The following is an 18,009-nucleotide window of genomic DNA, read 5'->3' on the forward strand; positions in this document are numbered from 1 at the left end:
TCTCCCCGCCTTTAAGTTCGGAGCCTACCTACGAGGGATTGAAACCCTGCACGCGGGGGTCGGGGTTGGCAGGGGGTCAGGGGTTCGGAGCCTACCTACGAGGGATTGAAACCCACCTCGCGCACGGCGGTGGCGAGCATCTCGTCGGAGTTCGGAGCCTACCTACGAGGGATTGAAACCAAAATAGTCTTCCTCTTCCTCCTCTTCTTCTTCCTCGTTCGGAGCCTACCTACGAGGGATTGAAACCCCTGGAGGACTACCGCCAGGGCGCGGCTCGCATGGTGTTCGGAGCCTACCTACGAGGGATTGAAACAAAAATAAAAGAAGGAGGTGAACGGGATGTACGACACAGTTCGGAGCCTACCTACGAGGGATTGAAACGTGGGAGCGGGCGAGTCGGCTGAGTAGGAGAGTACCGGTTCGGAGCCTACCTACGAGGGATTGAAACATCGAGGGCCTCCCCGATCGCGATAACCCGACCGGGTTCGGAGCCTACCTACGAGGGATTGAAACGCGTGCTGGGCTGGGGTGGATGATGTATTCGCGGGTCGTTCGGAGCCTACCTACGAGGGATTGAAACCCGGGGCGGAGAAGCGATGGTTGTACACTTCTGCGGGTTCGGAGCCTACCTACGAGGGATTGAAACGACTCCCCTACGCAAGGGGGGGTCGGGGGTCTTCCCTGTTCGGAGCCTACCTACGAGGGATTGAAACCGTTCGAACCAGAATTAGATCCCGTCCTGCGCGCAGACGTTCGGAGCCTACCTACGAGGGATTGAAACGGAACTGTGGGAAGACGGCCCACCCGGTCACCCCGGGTTCGGAGCCTACCTACGAGGGATTGAAACTCGGGGAGGCCCTCGATGCTGCCCTCTCGGCCGAGCGTTCGGAGCCTACCTACGAGGGATTGAAACGTCGTGTGGGAGAACTCGACCCGAACCTCAGCCGAGGTTCGGAGCCTACCTACGAGGGATTGAAACCCCAGGTCATCGATCGTGAATCCATCATTTTCGGGGGGTTCGGAGCCTACCTACGAGGGATTGAAACTGGTCTTCGGGGACCACGGGATCCAGACGCGTTTTCCGTTCGGAGCCTACCTACGAGGGATTGAAACAAGGGAAAGGGCGGTCGGCGTAGTATTGTTAAGGAGGTTCGGAGCCTACCTACGAGGGATTGAAACTCCCCACCCACAATTCCTGCAACCTTGAATCGAATCAGTTCGGAGCCTACCTACGAGGGATTGAAACCGATTACAAATGCGATAATTACTGCCAGGTCTTCTCCGTTCGGAGCCTACCTACGAGGGATTGAAACGCAGGGGCGTCAGCACGTTTTCCGTTTGCATGACGCTGGTTCGGAGCCTACCTACGAGGGATTGAAACACTCCGCCTGGACGCGCTCATCCTCGAGCGCGCGGCGTTCGGAGCCTACCTACGAGGGATTGAAACCTGGAGCGGTCTACCCTGACGCCCTCGGGCTTCCACGTTCGGAGCCTACCTACGAGGGATTGAAACTGGCTTCACCTCCTTAAGGACGCTTGTAACCAACCTCGTTCGGAGCCTACCTACGAGGGATTGAAACAAATTTCATGAATCCACCTCCGCTAACATTTCTTTCGTTCGGAGCCTACCTACGAGGGATTGAAACTGCAGTTGAAGAGCAACGAGGCTGCCATCGAGGTCCCGTTCGGAGCCTACCTACGAGGGATTGAAACACACTTCCTCGCGGCCGTCTCGGTAGTAAATCACCACGTTCGGAGCCTACCTACGAGGGATTGAAACTCACCTCCCCTTAGTTTGGTCTTTCCTAGAACCTGGGTTCGGAGCCTACCTACGAGGGATTGAAACGTTCCCGCCAGGTGACCACCCTGGCGTTACTGGTGGGTTCGGAGCCTACCTACGAGGGATTGAAACCCGCAAATTCGCGGCAGGAACAAACCTTGCTTCCCCAGTTCGGAGCCTACCTACGAGGGATTGAAACGCTGGGGGCAGGAGTAGGGTGGTAGAACTCCCACCAGCGTTCGGAGCCTACCTACGAGGGATTGAAACCGCACACAGAAACACACAAAACACAAAACGCACAAAGTTCGGAGCCTACCTACGAGGGATTGAAACAAAGAGCCCTAAAGCGCAGTCAGCGTAAGCGTAATAGCGTTCGGAGCCTACCTACGAGGGATTGAAACTGACTCTTATTCCTCTTCCTCGAGGAGTACTTATTCCGTTCGGAGCCTACCTACGAGGGATTGAAACCCGGTAGTAACGGAGGGCGACCGGCTGCGGGAAGCGGTTCGGAGCCTACCTACGAGGGATTGAAACTGATCGCAGTCGCGTAGTGGAACGGGCACATACGCTCGTTCGGAGCCTACCTACGAGGGATTGAAACATGGTCACAGTCTTTGCCCACTCGGGCGCCACCCCGCGTTCGGAGCCTACCTACGAGGGATTGAAACGCAGGTCGATGTCAGCGACTTACCCGAGTGGGTACTGGTTCGGAGCCTACCTACGAGGGATTGAAACTGGTTTGAGGTTCGTAGACTTTGACTCGCGGCATTTGTTCGGAGCCTACCTACGAGGGATTGAAACGACAATGAGCAGTACGTGCTGGTGCCCCTGCAGGGGGTTCGGAGCCTACCTACGAGGGATTGAAACTCCCCTTCACCTCCTCTCAAGGTGATTTTTGAGTTATCGTTCGGAGCCTACCTACGAGGGATTGAAACATGTTCAAGGTCTGTGGCTGTGCACCGATAGAACCGCGTTCGGAGCCTACCTACGAGGGATTGAAACGGTTGGGAATTGAACAGGATCGCTTTGTCCACGGCCTGTTCGGAGCCTACCTACGAGGGATTGAAACGACGACGATGCGAGCATTGGCCATTGCAGGCGCGAAGGTTCGGAGCCTACCTACGAGGGATTGAAACTACGCGATCGCTATTCTGGGGCACTCGGATATGATCTAGTTCGGAGCCTACCTACGAGGGATTGAAACGAAGTATGCTCCAGACGAATCTTTCACGTATTATTCAGCGTTCGGAGCCTACCTACGAGGGATTGAAACGTTTAAACACACGAACTCGGGGGAGGGGAGTCTGGGGTTCGGAGCCTACCTACGAGGGATTGAAACCTCGGAGCGCCTCAACGGCAGAGGCCTGCTGGCGGAGTTCGGAGCCTACCTACGAGGGATTGAAACGCCGGATGGAGGCCCAGTAGTGGGCCTCCTCCACTAGTTCGGAGCCTACCTACGAGGGATTGAAACAGGAGATCGTGTTGAACTTACCCTCTGCCCCCACGCCGTTCGGAGCCTACCTACGAGGGATTGAAACAACTCAAACAGGAAAATATGCCGCAATTTGTTCCCGCGTTCGGAGCCTACCTACGAGGGATTGAAACATGTAAGGGAATCCTCGGTATGAATTGGAACCCAGAAGTTCGGAGCCTACCTACGAGGGATTGAAACCTGGAGGAGCAGCGGTAGCTCCTCTTCGACAGGGCGCGTTCGGAGCCTACCTACGAGGGATTGAAACGGTCGTGCGATACGTGGGCGCACGTCTGAGACGTGCGTTCGGAGCCTACCTACGAGGGATTGAAACTCAGCTCACGCACGACGCCCATGAGCTGGCGGATGAGGTTCGGAGCCTACCTACGAGGGATTGAAACGCCTCCTTCAAAAGCGGCGCAAACCGCGCCGCCTCGGTTCGGAGCCTACCTACGAGGGATTGAAACTCGAGCACGAGACGCACTAGCCTCCAACGCCGCCAAGTTCGGAGCCTACCTACGAGGGATTGAAACCGAGGTGGCGGGCATCCTCCGGGCAGCCGGCCAGAGGGTTCGGAGCCTACCTACGAGGGATTGAAACAGCCCGGGGCGCTCAACGGGGACAAGGGACCACAGGTTCGGAGCCTACCTACGAGGGATTGAAACCGACCGGCTCGGCGGCATGCAGGCTTCCCAGGACACGTTCGGAGCCTACCTACGAGGGATTGAAACAAGGCCTGGTAGTGCAGCTCTCCCCAGCGCGCCCGGGTTCGGAGCCTACCTACGAGGGATTGAAACCAGGTTTGTTTTGTCCTCATCACTTAGTTTGAGTTCATGTTCGGAGCCTACCTACGAGGGATTGAAACCGGAAGCGGTGTACAACCACCGCTTCTCCACGGTAGGTTCGGAGCCTACCTACGAGGGATTGAAACGGGGTCTCCCCCAGGATCCAGAGCCGTCCGGGTCCTGTTCGGAGCCTACCTACGAGGGATTGAAACTGGAGGACGTGCAGCCCCTGCCCGACGGCCATGGCTAGTTCGGAGCCTACCTACGAGGGATTGAAACCATCCTGCGCGCGCGGTACGGGACGGCCAGCACGAAGGTTCGGAGCCTACCTACGAGGGATTGAAACGTAGTCGTTCACGAGCGTCACCTCCCCAGCTTTCATTCGTTCGGAGCCTACCTACGAGGGATTGAAACGATGGCCCACAGGACCGACTGCTCGGCCCTGACGCGTTCGGAGCCTACCTACGAGGGATTGAAACCTCGGGCGCTGTTCCATCCCCGATTAGCACGACCACGTTCGGAGCCTACCTACGAGGGATTGAAACCCGCCGCCGCGCAGGAGGCGAGAAACCTGCTGCGGGTTCGGAGCCTACCTACGAGGGATTGAAACAGGGTCCGAGGGCCGTCTCGGGTCCTAGGGGAGACTGTTCGGAGCCTACCTACGAGGGATTGAAACCCGGGCCAGGCGTACAACGTACGCGATGTCCCCATCCGCGTTCGGAGCCTACCTACGAGGGATTGAAACGGAGGCGCGCATTTTCGTCGTACTCTTCTACTACGCAATGTTCGGAGCCTACCTACGAGGGATTGAAACTAGTAGGGGCTACGAACCGTGATGCTCCACAGGGTGGTTCGGAGCCTACCTACGAGGGATTGAAACCTTCCCGGGCCCAGGAGATGAACTCCAGACCCGGGCGTTCGGAGCCTACCTACGAGGGATTGAAACTGGGCGGAAGAGGTGTCAGGCAGGTGTCACGTGAGCGTTCGGAGCCTACCTACGAGGGATTGAAACAGACGGCGGGTCGGCGGTAGATGCTGCCGACCTGGTAGGTTCGGAGCCTACCTACGAGGGATTGAAACCCGCCATTTCGGGCGGGTTGGCGGCGGCGATGATGGCGTTCGGAGCCTACCTACGAGGGATTGAAACGACTCCAGCCAGCGTGCGTCGTATACCCTGACGTGCCGTTCGGAGCCTACCTACGAGGGATTGAAACGTAGCAGCGGGGGGGATAGTCCTGACGATCAGTGAAGTTCGGAGCCTACCTACGAGGGATTGAAACGACGTAGTGCCAGCGCCCCGGGCGTACCGCGACTCGCGTTCGGAGCCTACCTACGAGGGATTGAAACTAGCGTCTCTTATGCCTGTCGAATTTGCTCTTCGTTGTTCGGAGCCTACCTACGAGGGATTGAAACGAAACTGTCCGCACGACGGACCTGGACACTCAGCAGGTTCGGAGCCTACCTACGAGGGATTGAAACTTACTGTCGGGACGAGTGCTGGGCGTCAGATAACGCCGTTCGGAGCCTACCTACGAGGGATTGAAACCTTACGGGTCGTGGCGGGGGTGGACTCGTCCGGTCTGTTCGGAGCCTACCTACGAGGGATTGAAACATGGTCTTCTCACACTATTGTACGACGAGCGGGAAAGTTCGGAGCCTACCTACGAGGGATTGAAACACCTCTCACCCCCTGCACTCGCAGGGGGTGAGATCCAAGTTCGGAACCTACCTTACGGGGGTTGAAACGGTTCTTCCGGCTACCGTCGCTCCATCCACACCTCCGCGGGCTTCCAGAAGGGCCAGGTGTTCCCCTGTAGGTGTCCCGTATCGTGAATCCCCTTTCGGATCACCACCTGGGTCCCAGGGTGGGTGTACACAGGGATCACGGTGTGGTCCTGAAGGAGCAGCCGGTGGAGCTGTTGGAGCTTGTGGCGCTGCGGGGTCAGAGTCCCCGCGGACTCCTCCAAAAGCTTCTGCAGGGCCTCCGGGCGCTTCACGCTGGCCCAAACCTCCGCGGCAGTATCCCCAAGGTAGAAGCTCACGTAGCTGTTGAAGTTCGGGAAGTAGCCGAAGCGGTGCACCAGGAGTCCCCGCCAACCCTTCCGCTGGTACTCCACATAGCGGCCGATCTGCGGCAGCTCCAGCTCCGCCCGAATCCCCACCTGCGCCAGGGCCTGCTGCAGGGCCACTCCCACGTCCCGGTCCAGGTACCACGCGGGGATCAGCCGGGTGCTGAAGCCGTTCGGATACCCGGCCTGGGCCAACAGCTCCTTTGCCCGCTGCGGATTGTAGGTGGGGCCACGGTAGTCGTTGAGGACCGCGGGGCTGCCCGGAACCGCGATCTGGTTCCAGGGCTCCGGGGCACCCCCCTCCAGGGCCCGCGCCAGGGCTTCCCGGTTCAACGCGTACCCCACGGCTTCCCGGACCCGCGGATCCGCAAAGGGGGAGTCCGCGTTCGCGCTGTCGGGGACCAGCATGAGGACCGAGCGGGAAGGCAGTCCGGCGACGATCTCAAACCTTCCCGTCTGCCGCAGTTGATCAAGGATCTGGCGGTCTCGGATCCGCGCGATGTCCAGCTGTCCCGCCAGAAGGGCGGCCTGGAGGACCAGGGGCTGCTCCGTGGGGAAGAACCGGATCTCGATGCGATCCAGATACGGTTTGGGCTGGTCCCAGTACTGGGCAAATCGCACGTAGTCCGCGTGCGCGCTGGGGTCGTACCGGGTGATCCGGAAGGGACCTGTACCCACCGGCTGCCACTGGGCCCGCTCCGGGCCCAGCCGCCGGACGTTGGTGGGGGAGACGATGAGGGCTCCGCTTCCCGAGAGGGCGAGATAGATCCCGTTGTCCCACCGCGAGAGGTTCAGCCGTACCGTGTAGGGATCCAAGGCCTCCACGGACTCGATGTAGGTGGGGAGGCGACGGGCCTTGAGGCTCTCCTCCAGGCTGAACTTGACCGCCGCGGCGTCCATCGGGGTCCCGTCGTGGAACCGCACGCCCCGTCGCAGCCGCAGGATCAGGCCCTTCCGATCAGGAGTCACCTCCCACCGCTCCGCCAACCTGGGATGCACCCGGTTCCATGCATCCACCCACACCGGGGTCTCGTAGACCGGGATGGCGGCGAGGATCCCGAAGATGGGCATGTTCCAAGGCGTCCCGATGGGTCCCCCGGGGGCGAGCTCCGCCACACGGATGACCCCTCCCCGCGGCTTCTGCACCGCAGGGCCCGCAAAGCCACCCAGTCCCAAGGCCAGGATGAGGAGGACGCCTAGGGTAACTCTCGCGTACCGAAGCATTCTTGCCCACCCCCCGGAGGTTGTGATCGAGGGTGCCGATCCGAATATCACCGAATTATGAAAACTTTACTGGGCGAGCGCCATTTTGTCAAGGCGCTCCGGGCTGGCGACCGGGTAGCTGAAACGGCTACATTCGGTGAAGAAAGGACCGGGGGACGACGGGATGCCGCTCGTGACCCTGCTCACGGACTTCGGGGACGACAGCCCCTACCCCGCGGAGGTGCGGGCGGTGCTGTGCGCCCCCACCTTCGGAGCGTCCATCTGTGTGGTGGACATCACGCACCGCGTCCCCCGACACGACGTGCGCCGGGGCGCCTACCTCCTCCGGGCCGCCTGCACGGCCTTTCCCGAGGGCACGGTGCACGTGGCGGTGGTGGACCCAGGGGTGGGAACCGAACGCAGGGCGCTCGCCATCCGGTCCGGGGGGATGATGTTCGTGGGGCCGGACAACGGCTTACTTCTGCCCGCGGCCCGGGCCGTGGGATTGCCGGAGATCCGGCAGATCCTGCACCCAGATCTCCGCCGGCTGGAGGTCTCCTCCACCTTCCACGGCCGGGATCTCTTCGCGCCCGCGGCCCGGTGGCTTGCTCTGGGGTTCCCGTTCGAGGCGGTGGGGCCGAGGGTGGAAGACCCCGTAGAGCTTCCCCTCGGTTCTGCGAGTCGCTCGGAAGAGGTTCTCCGGGGAGAGGTGCTCGCCGTGGACCCGTTCGGAAACCTCGCCACGAACCTCCCGGGCACCTGGCTTGCGGGCCTTCCGGAAAGACTGGAAGTGGTGGTGGCCGGTCGGAGGTACCCCGTGAGGCGGGTGCGGACGTACGGGGAGGGGGAGCGGGGGGAGCTTTTGGTGCTCGTGGGAAGCGACGGGTTCGTGGAGCTCGCGGTGCGGGAGGGAAGCGCCTTGGAACGGCTGGGAGCGCAGCCGGGAGATCCCGTCTCCCTCGCCCCCCGCGGGCCGTCGTCCACAGGATCGTGACGATGGGGTGCTTTCGGTGAAGCAAGGTGACGAGGAGGAAGGCTGAGATGCGGGGGTGGAAGGTGCGGGTCGTACGGATCGCAGTAGTCCTGGCGGTGGCGGTGGGCTTGGCGGGCTTCCCTGCTTACACGCCGGCCCGGGCCGCGGATGCTTCGCTGGTCTACGCCACCCTCAACGCGCTGGCGCAGCGCCACGTGGATGAGCCCGATCCCGTCCAGCTGCTTCGGGCGGCCCTGGAGGGCGTACGGGAGGCCCTGCGAAGAGCGGGGATCTCCGTGGAGATCCCGGACATCAGGGCCACGGACTTCGTCCTGGCCCGGGAGGAGTTCCAACAACGGTTCGACGAGGCCGCGGCGCGGGCGAGCGGCCGGATCTCCGAAGTGGAGCTGCAGTACGCGGCGGCCCGGGCCATGGCCTCCAGCCTCGGCGACTCCCACACGGGATTCCTCTCCCCACAGGAGATGGAGGAGCGCAGGCGCCAGCAGTTCAACGAGGCGGGGTACACGGGCATCGGGATCCTCCTCCTCGCGAAGTCCGGGCGGTTCTACGTCCGGCGGGTTTTTCCGGGAAGTCCCGCGGAGCTGGCAGGCCTGCGGGACTTCGACCGCATCCTCGCCATCGATGGGCAATCCACGGAGGGGATGACCAGCGAGGACGTCTCGGGCCGCATCCGGGGTCCCGGCGGGACCCCGGTGACCCTTACCGTGCGGCGGCCCGGGTTCCCTGTACCTCTGACCTTCTCCGTGGTGCGGGCGCCCATCGTGGTGCCCACGGTGGAGACCCGGGTCCTTCCAGGACAGGTGGGCTACCTCCGGTTCAGCCAGTTCACACAGGGCAGCAGCTTCCAGCTGCGGCAGGCCCTCCAGGATCTCCTGCGGGGGGGAATCCGGGGCCTGCTCCTGGACCTCCGGGGCAATCCCGGCGGATTCGTAGCGGAGCTCAACCGGGTGGCGGACTACCTCCTGGGGCCGGGGCTCCCCCTCTACACCACGGAATCCCGGGCGGAGGGCCGGACCACCCAGTTCACCCGGGGGCCCCGGGTTCTCCCTCCGAACGTGCCGCTCGTGGTGCTGGTGGACGAGGACACCGCCTCCGCCGCGGAGCTGCTGAGCGCGGCCCTCCAGGAGCACGGTCGAGGGACCCTCGTGGGCACCCGCACCGCGGGGGCGGTGTTGATCAGCATCACGGTTCCCCTCCCCGGCGGCGCGGGGGTCACGGTGGCCATCGCGCGTCTGTACACACCCCGGGGGGCTGTGCTGGAGAAGAACGGGTTGAAGCCGGACGTGGAGGTAGACCTCGCCCTGGAGGATCTGGATCGGGGGGTGGATGCCCAGTTCGTGCGGGGCCACGTGGAGATCTCGCGACGTCTGGCCGCAGGGCCGACCCCGTGAGGGGGAAGTTCGAGCTTGAGGTCCGCTTCCCGGTCCCGGACCCCGAGGAATTCTCCGGGAAGGTGGCGCGGCTTGGGGGGAGATTGCGGTTTCGCTACGCCCTGACGGATCTCATCTACCGGCCAAACACCCGGTCCTGGGACCTCCTCACCCGGAGCATCCGGCTGCGGGAGCACCACAAGCCCCGGGAAGGGTGCGAGGTGCTGTTCAGCCACGTGGAGGTGGTGCGGGAGGGCGTGTTGCCCTTCAAGCGCTCGTGGTACCCGGAAGGGAAGGTGCGGCTGTACGCGGGGCCGCGGGAGGTGTGCACGCGGTTGTTGGAGGATTTGGGGTTTTCGCCGTGGTTTTCCGTGGTGAAGAGGGACGGCCACAAGTGGGACATGGGGCCGCTCTCCGTGGCCCTGGAACAGGTGGAGGGTCTGGGGTGGATGGGGGAGCTGGAGATGGGCGGAGCGGGAGGCGCAACGACTCAGGAGGCTTTCCAGGCGGTGGAGCGCTTGGGAATCCCTCCCCAGACCCTGACCCCCGACCCTCTTCCGCTCCTCGTGGCCCGGGCACGGGGGATCCTATCGCTCCACGAGGAATCCGGTTCCCCTCCGTCGAATCCCCCCCAAAACTCCGGAGGTGGCGCACATGAGGGACGCGACGCGGGTGGTCCTTCCGCCGAGTGAGATCCCGCAGGCGTGGTACAACATCATCCCGGACCTCCCGGAGCCTCCCCCACCCGTGCTGCACCCCGCCACAAAGCAGCCCGTGGGGCCCGCGGATCTGGAACCCATCTTCCCCCAGGAGATCATCCTGCAGGAGGTCAGCACGGAGCGGTGGGTGGAGATCCCACAGCCCGTGCGGGAGATCTATGCCCTGTACCGCCCCACCCCGCTATACCGGGCAAGGCGGCTGGAGCAGGCGCTCGGGACACCGGCCCGCATCTACTACAAGTACGAGGGGGTAAGCCCGCCGGGCAGCCACAAGCCCAACACCGCCATCGCTCAGGCCTACTACGCGAAGCAAAGCGGCGTGCGCCGCCTCACCACGGAGACGGGCGCCGGGCAGTGGGGCTCGGCCCTGGCTTGGGCGTGCCGGATGTTCGGGCTGGAGTGCACGGTGTACATGGTGCGGGTGAGCTACGAGCAGAAGCCGTACCGCCGGGTGCTCATGGAGACCTGGGGCGCGGAGGTGCTCCCGAGCCCCAGTTCCCGTACCCAGGCAGGTCGCGCCATCCTGGCGCAGGATCCGAATTCGCCCGGTAGCCTCGGCATCGCCATCAGCGAGGCGGTGGAGGACGCGGCCACCCACGACGACGCGAAGTACTCCCTGGGGAGCGTGCTGAACCACGTGCTCATGCACCAGACGGTGATCGGACTGGAGGCGAAGCGGCAGCTGGAGCTGCTGGACGAATACCCGGACGTGGTGGTCGGGTGTATCGGGGGCGGCAGCAACTTCGCGGGGCTCTCGTTCCCCTTCATGGCGGATAAGCTGCGGGGGCGGGAGGTGCGCATCGTGGCGGTGGAGCCCACCGCCTGCCCCACCCTCACCAAGGGACAGTACCTGTACGACTTCGGGGACACCGCCCGCACCACGCCCCTCCTCAAGATGTACACCCTGGGGCACACCTTCATCCCCGCGCCCATCCACGCGGGCGGGCTTCGGTACCACGGGGACGCGCCCCTGGTGTGCCTGCTGTACGACCGGGGCCTCATCGAGGCGTACGCCTACCCGCAGAACCCCGTGTTCGAGGCCGCGGTGCTCTTCGCGCGGACCGAGGGGATCGTGCCGGGGCCGGAGCCGGCCCACGCCATCCGGCACGTCATCCAGGAGGCCATCCGGTGCCGGGAGGCGGGGGAAAGCAAGGTGATCCTCTTCAACCTCAGCGGGCACGGACACTTCGACCTGGCGGCGTACGAGCAGTACCTCGCGGGCAAGCTCCCGGACTTCGAGTACCCGGAGGAGGAAGTCCAGCGGGCCATCGCGGCGCTCGCCCCGCTCCAGCCCTAGGAACACCACCATCCCGCCGTGGCCCGTGCTATCGTGGCGGTGAGGGGGAAGCGGTGACCACGCATGACATCGCGAAGACCGAGCGGATGGAGATGTACCTGAAGGCGGTGTTCTCCATCCAGCAGACCGCCCCGCCTGCCACGGTCTCCAAGGTGGCGGAGTTCATGGGGGTCTCGGTGCCCTCCGCCAGCGAGATGCTCAAGCGACTGGAGCAACAGGGGTATGTGCGGGGCACCGAGGACGGGGTCGTCCTCACCCCAGAAGGGCGAGAGGTGGCGGTGCGGGTGGTCCGGCGGCTGCGGCTTGCGGAGCGGCTGCTCACGGATATCCTGGGCCTGGAGCTCCCCCGGGTCTACGAGGAAGCGTGCAAGATGGAGCACGTCATCAGCCCGGAGGTGGAGGCCCGGCTGGAGAAGGTGCTCCACCATCCCACCCACTGCCCCCACGGCCAGCCCATCCCACAGCCCGACGGCACCCTTGAGGAGATCCCGACCACCACCCTCGGGGATCTGCGGCCCGGGGACCGGGCGGAGGTGGCCGCCATTCCGGAAGAGGACGCGGAGCTGGTGCGGTATCTGGCTTCCCTGGGACTGGTGCCCGGAACCCGGATCCTCGTAAACGAGGTCGCCCCCTACAGCGGCCCCATCTTCTTCGAGGTGAACGGGGTCTGGAAGGCCATCGGACCCCTGGCCGCCTCCCGCGTCCGGGTCCGCCTCCTCTGAGTTTACTTCCCCAATACTGTCTCCGAAGGATTGACAACCTGCGTGGGTAAGGTTAGCCTAAAAACGTTCTTAAGCAATTTAGTCAACTTTGGAGGGGGTACTGTGCGGCGGGTAATGCTCCTGGTGATCGGTGTTGTCCTGGTGCTTGGGGCAGGGGCCACGGGCCAGACCCCGGGCCTCACGGTATACACGGGTCGGGGGCAGGCCTTCGTGGAGCCCGCGGTCCGCGAGTTCGAGCGGGAGACGGGGATCCGGGTGCAGGTCCGGTTCGGCCGGGACGCGGAGCTGCTGGCCGCGTTACAGGAAGAGGGGGCCCGCAGCCCTGCGGACGTCTACTGGGCGAACACCTCCGGGGCTCTGGGCGCCGCGGTCCAGGCCGGGCTGTTGGTCCCTCTTCCGGAAAGCCTGAGCCGCAGGCCCGTGGCGTTCGTCCCCCGGCACCGCCGGTGGATCCCCCTCACGGTCCGACTCCGGGTGCTCGCCTACAGCCCGGCCCGGGTGAGGCCGGAGGAGCTCCCCACGAGCGTCCTGCAGCTCCCCCACCATCCCCGGTGGCGGGGGCGGATCGGATGGACGCCCCCTTACTCCAGCTTCCAGGACTTCATCACCGCCATGCGGGTGATCCACGGGGAAGCGCGGACCCGGGCGTGGCTGGAGGCCATGAAGGCTCTGGAACCCAAGGCGTACACCAGCAACCCGCCCATGATCGAGGCCATCCGGGCCGGGGAGATTGACGTGGCCCTCACCAACCACTACTACGTGGCGCGGTTCGTGCGCCTCGGCTATCCCGTGGCCGCGCACCACTTCGCACCCGGCGACGTGGGGAGCCTGGCGCTCGTGACCGGAGCGGGGATCCTCCGGACGAGCCGCAACCCCGCGGTCGCAGCCCGGTTCCTGGAATACCTACTCGGGCAGAAGATCCAGCAGTTCTGGGCCAACGAGCACCTGGAGTACCCGGTGGTGCGGGGCGTGATCCTCTCGCCTGCGCTTCTGCCCTTCGATCAGGCCATCCGACGCAGCCCCCGCATGGACTTCGAGGCGCTGCGGGACCTGGAAGGCACCTTGAGGCTGCTGCGGGAGGTAGGGGTGCTGTAGGCGCGGATGCAGGTCGCGGCGCGGGAAGCTCCCTCCCGGAAACCTGTCCCTTGGCTCCTCCCTGCCCCGGCCTTCCTGGTCGCGGCAGGGATTTTCGTCCCCCTCGCCTACCTGATCCTCCGGGCCCTGGAGGCGGAGCCCTCCGTGCTTCGGGAGGCGGTCCTCTCTCCCCGCAACGCCCTCCTCCTCTGGAATACCCTGCTCCTGGCCGGGGGAACCGTGGGAGGGAGCCTCCTCCTCGCCCTCCCCCTCGCGCTCCTCGACGTCCGCTCCGACCTCCCCCCGCTCCTCACCGCCCTCGTGGGAACCCTTCCGCTCGCGATCCCCGAGTACGTGGGGGCGTACGCGTTTCTGGCGGCCACGGGCCCCGGAGGGACTCTGGAAGCGGTTCTCGGAGTACCGGTGCCGAGGCCGGGCGGGTACTGGGGGGCAACGGTGGTGCTCTCCCTGTTCCTGTACCCCTACGCGTTCCTGAACCTCCGCACCGCCCTCCGGGGAGTGGATCCCAGCCTCGAGGAGTCCGCCCGGAGTCTGGGATACGGGCCGTGGACGGCGTTCGTCCGGTCGGTGCTGCCGCAGCTCCGGCCCGCCCTCTCCGCGGGAGGGCTCCTGGTGGCCATCCACGCGCTGGCGGATTTCGCCACGGTAGGACTGCTGCGGTACGAGACCTACAGCTACGCCATCTACCTGCAGTACAGCGCGGCCTTCGACCGCACGTACGCGGCTTGGCTTGCCCTCCTGCTCATCGGCCTCGTGACGGGCCTGCTGTGGGGAGAGGCGCGCGTGGTGAGGGGCCTGCGCCTGGCCCGTACGGGAGCCGGCGCCCAACGGGCACCCCGCAGGACGGCCCTCGGCCCCTGGCGGTGGGCCGCCTACGGGTACGCCCTCGGGTTGGGCCTGGCGAGCGTGGGTGTGCCGGTCGTGGTGCTCGCGCACTGGATGCTTCGAGCCCCCGGGATGGAAGCGGAGATCGCCCAAGCACTAGCGGGCACATTGCGGCTTGCAACACCCGCGGCCCTTCTCGCGGTGGGTCTGGCCCTCCCCATCGCCTACTGGAGTGTCCGATACCCTTCGATCGCGAGTGCCGCTGCGGAACGGGTGGCCTACTTCGGATACGCCACCCCTCCCCTCGCGTTTGCCCTGGCGGTCGTCTTCTTCGCCCTCCGAACCACGCCCGCCCTCTACCAGACCCTTCCCCTCCTCGTAGCCGCGGCAGGCCTGCATTTCCTCAGCGAGGCCATCGGCCCCGTCCGGGCCGGACTCTACCAGGCACCCCCTCGCCTGGAAGAGGCCGCCCGCTCCCTGGGCTACGGCCCCCTCTCCACGTTCTTCCGGGTTACCCTCCCCCTCCTCCGCCCCGGACTCCTGGCCGGCTTCGCCCTGGTGTTCCTCTCCGCCGCCAAGGATCTGGCCCTCACCACCCTCCTCTCCCCTCCGGGGTACACCACCCTGGCGGTGCGGGTTTGGGGATATGCGAGCGACGCCATGTTCGAGCGGGCCGCACCCTACGGCCTCGCCATGATCGGCTTGGGCGCCGCGGCTGTGGGGATCCTGATGCGAACCGAGCGGGGGAGATAAGGAAACCCCGTACGGTGCGAATAGGATTGACGGGTAAGGGGGAATTAGACTAGCCTAATTTTGCCCCCTCCGGGAGGGCGAGGAGGCTTCCGTGGCCGTCGGGGTCCGGCTGCACCGTGTGACGAAGCGCTACGGTTCCGTGGAGGCCGTCCGGAACCTCACGCTGGAGGTTTACGAGGGGGAGCTCTTTGTCCTGCTGGGGCCCAGCGGATGCGGCAAGACCACCACGCTTCGGCTCGTGGCGGGGCTTGAGCGGCCGGATGCCGGAGAGATCGAGCTTTTCGGCCGGGTGGTTTCCGGATCCCGATGGGTGCCTCCTGAAGCCCGGGGGATCGGGCTGGTTTTCCAGGACTACGCCCTCTTCCCCCACCTGCGGGTCGCGGAGAACGTGGCTTTCGGGCTGCGGGGGTGGGGACGGCGGCAGGCCATGGAGCGGGTGGCGGAGGTCCTGGAGCTCGTGGGCCTGTCCGAATGCACGGACCGCTACCCGCATGAGCTCTCGGGCGGGGAGCAGCAGCGGGTGGCCCTAGCCCGGGCCCTGGCGCCCCGGCCGCGCCTTCTGCTCCTGGACGAGCCCCTCAGCAACCTCGACGCGGAACTCCGCAAGCGCATGCGGGCGGAGTTGCGGCGCATCGTGAAGGAGTCGGAGATCACCGCCCTCTTCGTCACCCACGACCAGCAGGAGGCCTTCGCCCTGGCGGACCGCATCGGCGTTCTGAGTCGGGGCCGTCTGTGGCAGGTGGGGGCTCCGGAGGAGATCTACCACGCGCCCGCGTGCCGGTTCGTGGCGGACTTCATCGGGGAGGCGACCTTCCTGCCGGGCCGGGTGGAGGCCCACGCCATCCTCACGGAACTGGGCCGGTTCCCCGGAAACGGGCTCCCCGAGGGGACCCGGGTGGAGCTGATGCTCCGTCCATCGGACCTGCGCCTGGTCCCGGATCCGGAGGGTCCCGGCGTGGTGGTGGACCGGCACTTCCGCGGGGCGGAGAGCCTCTACGACGTGCGGCTCCCTTCCGGCGCCCTGGTGCGAGCGAGCCTCGGCGGCTCCCGGGCGCTTCCTCCCGGTACCCGGGTACGGCTCGAACCCGTCTCTCACCGGCCCGTGGTTTTCCCGGTAGAATAGCTCCGCGTGCGGGCAAAGGGATGGCGGATCCCTGCGGAGCCCCGGTGAACTCCCGCGGTAGGCCCGAGGCCGTGCCGTCACGGACCGTCTGGCGCGTGGACCTCCCGGGTCTTGCGGATTACGGGTCCACCTGGGAACTCCAGCGGGAACTGGTGTCCCGTCGCCAGCGGGGAGAGGTTCCGGACGTCCTGCTCCTGCTGGAACACCCGCCCGTCATCACCTGCGGCCGGGCCACCAAGCCGGAACACCTCCCGATCCCCCGCGAGAGGCTGGAACGCATGGGGTTCAGGGTGTTCGACATCGAGCGGGGCGGAAGTGTGACGTACCACGGCCCCGGACAGCTCGTGGGCTATCCCATCCTGGACCTGCGGGGGTACGGCGAGAACGTCGTGGGGTACGTGCGCATGCTGGAGGAGTCCGTGATCCGGGCCCTGCGCCCGTACGGCATCGAGGCCACGCGGCGTCCGGGCTTCCCCGGCGTGTGGGTGGGAGAGGAGAAGATCGCGGCCGTGGGGGTGGCGGTCAAACGTCGGGTGACCATGCACGGGTTCGCCCTGAACGTGAACACAGACCTCGATCACTTCCGGGTCATCAACCCCTGCGGCATCGGGTACACGCCCACCTCCGTGGAGAAGCTCCTGGGACGCCCCGTGCCCCTGGAAGAGGTACGGGAGGCCTACGCACGGGCCTTTGGGGAGGTGTTCCACGTGGCCCTGGAACCCCTCCCCCTCGACCGCCTCCCGTGGCCCCAAGCCACTCTCCTACCCGTCACCGGGTGAAGGGGAGTCCCCCGCCTTACCGGACCACCACCGTGCCCTTCATCCCCACCATGGCGTGGATGGGACACCAGTAGGTGTAGGTGCCGGTCCGGATGAACCGGAGGCTGTAGCTGCGCGGTCCCGGAGCGCCCAGGGGCACCAGGATCCCGGAGTTGACGTAGCCGCTTCCCGCGTACTCCTTCTGTGGGGTGGGTGCGGCCACCCTGGGGTTGAGAAGGAGCTTGGGCGGGCCAGAGGCCTGCGGCTGCGGAACCACGAACGGCGGCACTTTCTCGCTTCCCACGAAGGTCACCGCGTGGATCTCGAAGGGGTCCCGCATCTCCCAGGTCACGGTGGTCCCGCGCTGCACCACGAGGGGTGCCCGGGTGAACCGCATCAACGAGTAACCGCCCTGGGCGTTGCCCACCAAGGACACCCGAACCTCCCCGTTCCCGCGCACCTCAGTCCGCAGGCGGCTCAGCGCCTGTCTCCCGGCCTGCAAGGTGGCCCGCTGCTCCTGCCGACCCTGGCGGAGCACCGCGGCCGGATCCCGGGGGAGCACGGTTCCCTCCGGGTGGACCCGGACGACCCCGGACATGGCCGGGCCGTGCACGATGCACGTGTAGACGTAGGTCCCGGGTCTGGTAAAGCGCAGGCGGTACCGGTAGCCGGCCCATGCCTTCGGATCCTCCGGCGGGACTCCGGAGTTCCGGTAGCCCTGTCCGTCGTACTCCGCCGGGCCCACGGGGAAGGCCACCTGCGGGTTTATGTATGCGGCCTTGCCCTCCGTCACGACCAGAGGCGGGAGCTGCCCTCCGCCCGCGAAGGCCACGTTGTGGAAGCCCTCAAACCGCCACTCCACCGTATCGCCCGCCGTGATGTCCACCACCCGCGGGTGGAAGGCGTTGGACCACACGCTGCCGTCCTGCGTCATCCCTCCCACGATCACCGTCCAGGTACGGGCCTGGGCTCCGACCCTTGGTCCTGCCACGAGGACGAGGGCCGCGACGGCGACCCCCGCGAGAACACGCCCCCCTTGCCCCAT

The 18,009-nt window shown here is 65.5% G+C and carries 11 protein-coding genes and 1 CRISPR repeat array; of the genes, 9 read left to right on the plus strand and 2 right to left on the minus strand.

Annotated features, from left to right (window positions below; translation table 11 throughout):
• Positions 1 to 15: 15 nt before the first annotated feature.
• Positions 16 to 5,782: direct repeats of the CRISPR family, unit length 30 nt; unit sequence GTTCGGAGCCTACCTACGAGGGATTGAAAC.
• 11 nt (positions 5,783 to 5,793) lie between these two features.
• Complete coding sequence (locus QN206_10270) at positions 5,794 to 7,329, minus strand: ABC transporter substrate-binding protein (protein ID MDR7615192.1); 1,536 nt, start codon at positions 7,327 to 7,329, stop codon at positions 5,794 to 5,796.
• 163 nt (positions 7,330 to 7,492) lie between these two features.
• On the opposite strand from QN206_10270, the gene QN206_10275 reads away from it, so the two are divergent.
• The 9 genes from QN206_10275 to lipB all read left to right on the plus strand — a co-directional run bounded on the left by QN206_10275 (position 7,493) and on the right by lipB (position 16,985).
• Positions 7,493 to 8,302 (plus strand): SAM-dependent chlorinase/fluorinase, encoded by an 810-nt coding sequence (locus QN206_10275; GenBank protein ID MDR7615193.1) that lies wholly within the window; start codon positions 7,493 to 7,495, stop codon positions 8,300 to 8,302.
• A gap of 47 nt (positions 8,303 to 8,349) precedes the next feature.
• Positions 8,350 to 9,693: a S41 family peptidase gene (locus QN206_10280; protein MDR7615194.1), complete on the plus strand. Its 1,344-nt coding sequence runs from the start codon at positions 8,350 to 8,352 to the stop codon at positions 9,691 to 9,693.
• Positions 9,690 to 10,364, plus strand: coding sequence for a hypothetical protein (locus tag QN206_10285; protein MDR7615195.1), 675 nt, complete (start codon positions 9,690 to 9,692; stop codon positions 10,362 to 10,364). Before QN206_10280 ends, QN206_10285 begins: the two co-directional genes overlap by 4 nt.
• Entirely contained in the window at positions 10,327 to 11,688 is a 1,362-nt protein-coding gene (locus QN206_10290) for a TrpB-like pyridoxal phosphate-dependent enzyme (protein ID MDR7615196.1), read from the plus strand. The genes QN206_10285 and QN206_10290 overlap by 38 nt, the downstream gene beginning before the upstream one ends.
• 53 nt (positions 11,689 to 11,741) lie before the next feature.
• Entirely contained in the window at positions 11,742 to 12,410 is a 669-nt protein-coding gene (locus QN206_10295) for a metal-dependent transcriptional regulator (GenBank protein MDR7615197.1), read from the plus strand.
• A 114-nt stretch (positions 12,411 to 12,524) separates the two neighbouring features.
• The gene (locus QN206_10300) at positions 12,525 to 13,505 is read left to right on the plus strand and encodes an iron ABC transporter substrate-binding protein (GenBank protein MDR7615198.1); all 981 of its coding nucleotides are present in this window, start codon (positions 12,525 to 12,527) and stop codon (positions 13,503 to 13,505) included.
• Positions 13,506 to 13,511: 6 nt separating this feature from the next.
• Entirely contained in the window at positions 13,512 to 15,083 is a 1,572-nt protein-coding gene (locus tag QN206_10305) for an iron ABC transporter permease (protein MDR7615199.1), read from the plus strand.
• A gap of 91 nt (positions 15,084 to 15,174) precedes the next feature.
• Positions 15,175 to 16,206, plus strand: coding sequence for an ABC transporter ATP-binding protein (locus QN206_10310; GenBank protein MDR7615200.1), 1,032 nt, complete (start codon positions 15,175 to 15,177; stop codon positions 16,204 to 16,206).
• Positions 16,207 to 16,277: 71 nt separating this feature from the next.
• Entirely contained in the window at positions 16,278 to 16,985 is a 708-nt protein-coding gene (gene lipB / locus QN206_10315; GenBank protein MDR7615201.1) for a lipoyl(octanoyl) transferase LipB, read from the plus strand.
• Between the two features lie 16 nt (positions 16,986 to 17,001).
• Here lipB and QN206_10320 read toward each other — a convergent pair whose 3' ends face one another.
• Positions 17,002 to 18,009 carry a plastocyanin/azurin family copper-binding protein gene (locus tag QN206_10320; GenBank protein MDR7615202.1) on the minus strand — a complete coding sequence of 336 codons (1,008 nt, stop codon included), beginning with the start codon at positions 18,007 to 18,009 and terminating at the stop codon, positions 17,002 to 17,004.

The sequence above is a fragment of the Armatimonadota bacterium genome, from assembly GCA_031460175.1.
In the GTDB taxonomy this organism is placed as follows: domain Bacteria; phylum Sysuimicrobiota; class Sysuimicrobiia; order Sysuimicrobiales; family Sysuimicrobiaceae; genus Sysuimicrobium; species Sysuimicrobium tengchongense.

What these genes read in the sequence shown, in the direction of transcription:
- QN206_10270 (MDR7615192.1), bottom strand. Translation starts at nt 7,329, where the DNA reads ATGCTTCGGTACGCGAGAGTTACCCTAGGCGTCCTCCTCATCCTGGCC.
- QN206_10275 (MDR7615193.1), top strand. Translation starts at nt 7,493, where the DNA reads ATGCCGCTCGTGACCCTGCTCACGGACTTCGGGGACGACAGCCCCTAC.
- QN206_10280 (MDR7615194.1), top strand. Translation starts at nt 8,350, where the DNA reads ATGCGGGGGTGGAAGGTGCGGGTCGTACGGATCGCAGTAGTCCTGGCG.
- QN206_10290 (MDR7615196.1), top strand. Translation starts at nt 10,327, where the DNA reads ATGAGGGACGCGACGCGGGTGGTCCTTCCGCCGAGTGAGATCCCGCAG.
- QN206_10300 (MDR7615198.1), top strand. Translation starts at nt 12,525, where the DNA reads ATGCTCCTGGTGATCGGTGTTGTCCTGGTGCTTGGGGCAGGGGCCACG.
- QN206_10305 (MDR7615199.1), top strand. Translation starts at nt 13,512, where the DNA reads ATGCAGGTCGCGGCGCGGGAAGCTCCCTCCCGGAAACCTGTCCCTTGG.
- QN206_10320 (MDR7615202.1), bottom strand. Translation starts at nt 18,009, where the DNA reads ATGGGGCAAGGGGGGCGTGTTCTCGCGGGGGTCGCCGTCGCGGCCCTC.